This is a genomic window from Steroidobacter sp., assembly GCF_016790065.1.
Lineage (GTDB): Bacteria > Pseudomonadota > Gammaproteobacteria > Steroidobacterales > Steroidobacteraceae > Steroidobacter.
Genome location: NZ_JAEUPY010000104.1, coordinates 1 through 6,427, shown reverse-complemented (window position 1 = coordinate 6,427; position 6,427 = coordinate 1). Strand labels below are relative to the sequence as shown.

Here is a 6,427-nt window from a genome sequence, read left to right as displayed (position 1 = left end):
CGACGATCGCATCGTGCTGTCGGAGGTTCTGTCGGGATCGTTGGTGACGGCTGCGCTCAACGCGGCGGGCTTCTCGACGTTCTCGGGATTGCAGTACTTCACTAACGCTGCAGACACACGCACGCGTGGTGTGGATGTCACGGGTCGCTATGGCTTCGTCTTCGGCGGTGGCCACGAGCTCGATCTGAGCCTCGGCTACAACCACAACGAAACGGAGATCACGAGTCGCAAGCCGACGCCGGCTGTGCTGGCAGGTAGCAACCTGGTGCTGATCGGTCGCGAGAGCGCGGGCATCATCGAGCAAGCCAATCCTCGCTCGTTCTCTCGCCTGGGCTTGGATTACTCGTTCGACAGTTTCAGCGCACACCTGGCGGGTCTTCGCTATGGCACGTACAAGACGTTCCACACCAGCAATCCGGCGCTCGACCAAACTTACGGCGAGCAGTACGTCGTCAACCTGAGCGCGGACTATCGTTTCACCCAAGCGTTCAACGCGACGCTGGGCGTGAACAATCTGTTCGACAGCCATCCGGACAAAGTGCGCACGGCGCTGCGTAACCCGGTGGTGTCGTTGTACTCGAACCTGTCGCCCGAGGGCGGCGCCGGTTCGATCTACTACGCACGCTTCAACTATTCCTTCTGATCGAATTCGAAGACGAGGCCTCGACATGAATCGATTCTCTTTCAAGCCCGTGCTGGTGGCGATGACTCTGCTGATGCCGGTTGCGGGGATTCAGGCTGCGGAACACAGCACGCCGGTGCGTGAGAACGTCACTCCCGAACAGCGTCGCGAAGTACTGCAAGCTGTCGAGCAGTGGAAGCAGGCGGTGATCAAGAAGGATCGCGCTGGATTGGAGCGCGCTTATCACGCCGATCTGTCGTACGGACACACCGACGGCGCCGTGCTGACCAAGAAGGAACAGATCGACCGGACCATCGTGCCGGATCGCGATTTCACGGATGTCGAAATCACGAATGTCGCCGTGCGCGTCTACGGCAACACGGCGTTCGTGACCGGCGGCTTCGCGTTTCATGTACTGGCTAAGGGCAGCGAGGCGCGCGTGGCCAAGCTCGCCGGCCTCGATGTGTGGACCAAGGGGCCGCAAGGCTGGCAATTGATTGCTCGTCAGCTCACCAAGCTGCCTTGATTCGCGACTTTTACTTCAGAGACTCCAGGTCGAGAACCTCATGAATATGCATCGTTCTTTGTTTCGTAGTTCGGGGTTTCGTAGTTCGCGCCTCGGCGTTGCCGTGGCGTTGCTGATTGCCGGTAGCGTCGCCATCGCGGCACCGTCGGCCGAGAATTTGCAAAAGGCAGCGGCGATCCATCAGCAGATCGTCACGTTCGATAATCACTTGGATATCCCGTTCGAGTTCGGCAGCGGCGCGCTGGACGCAGCGACCGATGGCGAATCTCAGTTCGATCTGGTCAAGGTGCAGAAGGGCCTGATCAAGGGCGGCGCCATCGCGATCTTCGTGCCGCAGGGTCTGCGTAATGCAGAAGGCGTGAAGCAGGCGCGTGACAAGGCCGAGCAGAAGTATCAGATCCTGACGTCCATCGCCAAGAAGTATCCGGATCGCGCCGAGATTGCGTACACGCCAGCGGATGTCCGTCGCATCGAAAAGGCCGGCAAGTTCGCCATCGTGCTGAGCATCCTGAACGGCGCGCTGATCGGTGACGACCTGTCGCAGATCGACGCTTGGCAGGCCAAGGGTGTGCGCCTGTTCGGCTTCACTCACAACGGCAACAACGATCTCGCCGATTCCTCCCGTCCGCACATCCTGCTTGGCGACAAGCTGGATGAGCATGGCGGTCTGTCGGAGCTTGGCAAGAAGGCCGTGGCGCGTCTCAACGATAAGGGCGTGGTCGTCGATGTGTCGCAGCTGTCGGCCAACGCGCTGGCTCAAGTGTTGAGCATCACGCGTGCGCCGGTCGTTGCTTCGCATTCGAATGCTCGTGCCATCATCGATCACCCGCGCAATCTCAGCGATGCGCAGTTGCTTGCCATCAAGAAGAACGGCGGTGTGGTCGCAGTGAATGCCTACAGCTCGTGGGTTCGTCCGCTGCCGCCGGAAGCACAGCGCGCAGCTAACGAAGTTCGCGCCAAGTACGGCGTGCCTCAGGAACCCAACGTCGCCGGTGTGCAGCCGCTCACTGAGAAGGGCGTGAAGGTGCTGTCGCGAGAGGTGTTCGCGAAGTACAGCAAGGAGTTTCATGACGTGACCGGCGATCCGAAGAATCGCGCCACGCTCGAGGAATATGTGAATCAGGTCGACTACGTCGTGAAAAAGATCGGTATCGATCACGTCGGCATTTCGTCGGACTTCAATCACGGCGGCGGCGTCACCGGTTGGAACGACGAGAGCGAATCGCTGAACGTCACGGCGGAGCTGCTGCGTCGGGGCTACACCCAGGAACAGATCGCCAAACTGTGGGGCGGTAATTTCCTGCGCGTGTGGGAGAAGGTTCAGGCGTTGGCGGCTCGGTCCTAATTCTTCCCGGCCTGATCCGATCATCGAGTTCGAGCATGCAGCGACGGCAGCTTCTTCAGTTACTGGGTGCAACAGCGGTTGCCGCGGCCTACGGCCGTTCTGCTGCCGCTGCTCGGTCGGCTGATCACGTGGTGGTGATTGGCGCCGGCATTCTCGGCGCTTCCATCGCGTATCACCTCGTCAAGCGCGGCGCGAAGGTCACGATTCTCGAGAAGTCCGCACCTGCCAGCGGCACGACGGGCGATTCGTTCGCCTATCTCAACGCGTCGACCAAGTCGTCGTCGCGGCCTTACTACGAGCTCAATGCGCGTGGCATGGCGGGATGGCGTCGCTGGCAGTTGGATTTCGGTGGCGCGCTACCTCTGCAGTGGGGCGGTGCTATCTATTGGCGTGACGAGGCTGCTGCCACTGAGAAGTTGTTGACTACACTGCGCACCGTGCAGGAGTGGGGCTATCCCGCTCGTCGCATTGACGAACGCGAATTGCATGATCTATTGCCAAAGGCGTCGCTGGGTCGAGTCGATGGCGCGGTTGTGTACGAAGAGGAGGGCGTGGTCGATCCGGTCGGCGCGGTTCAAGTGCTGCTCGATCGCGCCAAGTCTTTGGGCGCCACGTTGAAGTTTCCAGTCGAAGTCACTGGCATCGATGTGGCTGGCGACCGAGTTCGCGGCGTCAAGACGACCGAAGGCACCATCGCCGCCGACACCGTCGTCGTGGCCGCCGGTCTTGGCAGCCAATGGTTGGCTCAATCATTAGATGTGAAGCTGCCCTTGGTCGCTTCGAATGGCGTGCTGATCCACACCGCGCCTCAACCCAAGTTGCTGGACTCTGTGGTGTTCGCTCCGGCCAGCACGATCAAGCAGAGCGCCAACGGTCGCATCGTCAGTAGCAGCGGCCACGAAGGCTCCAGCGACGGCAGCGACTTACAACAACAAGGCCAGCGGATTCTGGCGAACGCAGCTCGTTACTTCCCAACGCTGAAGGACGCCAAGATCGAACGCGTCAGCAACGGCCAGCGCGTGCTACCCCAAGACGGCTTCCCAGTGCTCGGCTACGCACCCAAGATCGGCAACCTGTATCTCGCTGTGACCCACAGCGGCATCACCCTCGCTCCCGCCATCGGGCAATTCGCCACCCAGGAAATCCTGGACGGCATCGCCCCGGATTCTCTGGCGCCGTTTCGGCCCTCTCGCTTCGCTTAATCGCCGCGCCGGCTGCGGCGCCGGTATACGATCGGCCTCGTTTCCCCTCTTAATAACTGGTGGGGCCGTCTCGGCCGGTACGGTTATTCGATGAGTAGTGGCAAGACCTGGCAGTTCGACCGGCTCTTTACTGAGAAGCGGGCGGCTGTGCGGTCGTTTTTCCAGCGGCGCCTGCGGGCGGATTCCCGTGTGGATGCGCCTGACCTGACGCAGGAGGTCTACTCGCGCCTGCTCAAAGCCTCGCAGCGACATCCCATCGAGGATCCTGAGGCGTACCTGTTCACGGTCGCTCGTCATCTGTTGGAAGAGCATGCGGTGGCGGAGCGGCGTCGCTCGTCCAATGTGGAACTCTCGGACCCGGCAGTTACGGCTGCGTTGGCGGTGGATGTGGGGCTGGATCGAGCGATGGATCAACAGGCGTTGCTAGCCATCTTGCGTGTGGGTATCAAGGAGCTGTCGCCGCCCTGCCGAGCGGCGGTGGTCATGGCGTATGCAGATGGTTTGTCGTATCGGGAGATCGCCGAGCGGCTCGGTGTGTCCAAGCCGATGGTGCAAAAGTACATCGCGCAGGCCATTGCCTATTGTCGGCAACGCATGCTTCGCAAGGAAGGTTCGACATGAGCGGCGTGGACGTGAAGATGCAGGCCGATGCCATCGAGCGCGCCAGCGATTGGTACGCCAAGCATCGAGCGGGCGATTTGTCTCCGCAGGAGGCCGAGGAGTTTCTGCAGTGGTTGCAGGCGTCGCCGCTGAATGTTCGGGAGTATCTCGCTGCGTCGACATTGGCGGATCACTTGCCGGAGGCGATGGCTGACCTGCAAATCGATCGTGTCGAGATGCTCAGTCGTGCACAGGAATGGATCCAAGCGCGCAGTAACGTCGTAACACTGCGCTCGCAGAACTACGAGACAACCTCGCTCAATGTCGATATCAGCTCGTCGGCGATGTCGGCCGATGAGGGGACTGCGTCCAACGCGGGCCGATGGCGTCGTGTCGCGCTGTCCATCGCCGCATCGCTGGTGCTCGTCGTGAGTGCTGCCCTTGGCCTTGGAATGTATGCGGGCCTGGACAAGCCGGGCGTGGTTGGCTGGGCCCGCGGAATCGACTCGCTGGACGGTCAGCGACGCACCGTACGTTTGCGCGATGGCAGTGTCGTGCATCTAGACGCTGGCACAGTGGCAACGGTTCGTTACACAGGTGAACGTCGCTTCATCGAACTGGACTACGGTCGAGCCATGTTCAGCGTGGCGCACGACAAGACGCGGCCGTTCGTCGTGCGTGCCGGTGCGGCGGAAGTGGTCGCAGTCGGAACTCGCTTCGACGTTCATCGCGAGCGATCCCAGGATGCGGTCGTAGTGACGGTAGTCGAAGGCAAGGTCGACGTGGTCGATCGTGTTGTGAGCGGCGGTGGGCCGCAGATCGAAGCGCCGAAGCAGCCGTTGCATCTGAGTGCCGGTCAACAAGTGCAGCTGGCGCCGGTCAGACTCAAGTCCAAGGTCGAAGCGGTGAACGCGCGTCAGGCAACATCCTGGCTGCGACATGAGTTGGCCTTCACCGGCCAACCGTTGGGTGAAGTCGCCGCACAGTTCAGCCGCTATGGAGTGCCGATTCGCATCGAAGATCCAGCGCTGCAGAACTATCGCGTCAACGGCGTGTTCGATGCGTACGACACCGAGTCGTTCATCATTTTCCTCGAGCGCCTCGGTGCCGTGGAGCGAGACAGCGAAGGCGTGCGTGTTCGCGCATCCGGCCAAGCTCGCTGAAAACAGGTATACGAATTCATGCCGCACACTCTTATGTAGTTACGGGCCGCGAGAGTCCGAACCAATGGGAGTGTGGATTCGATGAAGCGCAAAGCTGAAATTCTGTTGTGTGTGTTGGCAGGGCTGGGGACTACGTCGCCGGCTGTGCTGGCGCAAGAGTCCTCGACTGCCGGCGTGCTGAAAGCCGAGATCGCACCTCAAGCGGTTGCCGAGGCATTGACGGCGCTGGCACGGCAAAGCGGATTGCAGATCATTTATGGCACGGACATCGTCCAAGGCTTGCGTTCCAACGGCGCGCCTGCCGGGTTGTCCGCGTCTGAAACATTAGAGCGTGTGCTCGATGGCACAGGACTCACGTACGAGTTCCTCAACGATCACACGGTCACCATCGTGCGTCGGCCGGCCTCGAGCGCGGCGCTCACACGTACATCGTTGCCGACGCAGGCTGAAGCGGATGACGCCGGGCGTATCGAAGAAATAGTCGTAACAGCAACCAAGCGCGCCGAAAGTCTCAGTAAAGTCCCAGCGAGCATTGCTGTCGTGGCTGCGGACGAGATCGATCGTCGAGGCTTGGTCAGCGCGGAAGATTATTTGCGTGGAATTCCCGGCGTGAGTCAGGTCGCGAATCAGACCGGTGCAGCCATTGTGATTCGCGGTATTGAAACTTCGCCTCAAGCGCAGAACTTTTCCGCCGGCACCACAGTTGCGACGTACTTCGGCGAGACGCCGACCACCAATTCCGCTGGCTTGGGCGGCGGCTCGAATGTCGATCTGAAGTTAGTGGACATTGAGCGCGTCGAAGTGTTGCGCGGCCCGCAGGGCACGGCTTTCGGTAACTCTTCGCTCGGCGGCGCGGTGCGCACCATTCCGGTGGCGCCGAAGTTGAATGCCGCCGAGGGCAAGGTCGGCGTCGGTTACTCCGTGACTTCCGGCACCGGTGGCGACAACACCATGGTTCAAGCAACCGGC

7 protein-coding genes are annotated in these 6,427 nt (G+C 61.0%); all 7 read left to right on the top strand.

The genetic code is table 11. The annotated features are described in order from the left end of the window. On the top strand, positions 1-643 hold a 643-nt coding region (locus JNL55_RS04465; protein ID WP_293849882.1), incomplete at its 5' end, for a TonB-dependent receptor domain-containing protein. A 25-nt stretch (positions 644-668) separates the two neighbouring features. Then, positions 669-1,148 (top strand): nuclear transport factor 2 family protein, encoded by a 480-nt coding sequence (locus tag JNL55_RS04460; protein ID WP_293849879.1) that lies wholly within the window; start codon positions 669-671, stop codon positions 1,146-1,148. A 40-nt stretch (positions 1,149-1,188) separates the two neighbouring features. Beyond that, positions 1,189-2,493: a dipeptidase gene (locus tag JNL55_RS04455; RefSeq protein WP_293849877.1), complete on the top strand. Its 1,305-nt coding sequence runs from the start codon at positions 1,189-1,191 to the stop codon at positions 2,491-2,493. A gap of 35 nt (positions 2,494-2,528) precedes the next feature. Beyond that, a complete protein-coding gene (locus JNL55_RS04450; RefSeq protein ID WP_293849874.1) occupies positions 2,529-3,695 on the top strand; it encodes an NAD(P)/FAD-dependent oxidoreductase in 1,167 nt (388 codons plus the stop codon). Positions 3,696-3,785: 90 nt separating this feature from the next. Next, positions 3,786-4,316, top strand: a complete 531-nt coding sequence (locus JNL55_RS04445; protein WP_293849872.1) for an RNA polymerase sigma factor — start codon at positions 3,786-3,788, stop codon at positions 4,314-4,316. Beyond that, positions 4,313-5,458 carry a FecR family protein gene (locus JNL55_RS04440; protein ID WP_293849869.1) on the top strand — a complete coding sequence of 382 codons (1,146 nt, stop codon included), beginning with the start codon at positions 4,313-4,315 and terminating at the stop codon, positions 5,456-5,458. The genes JNL55_RS04445 and JNL55_RS04440 overlap by 4 nt, the downstream gene beginning before the upstream one ends. Positions 5,459-5,539: 81 nt before the next feature. Next, positions 5,540-6,427 (top strand): TonB-dependent receptor plug domain-containing protein (locus JNL55_RS04435; RefSeq protein ID WP_293849866.1); only part of this gene is annotated, 888 nt, incomplete at its 3' end.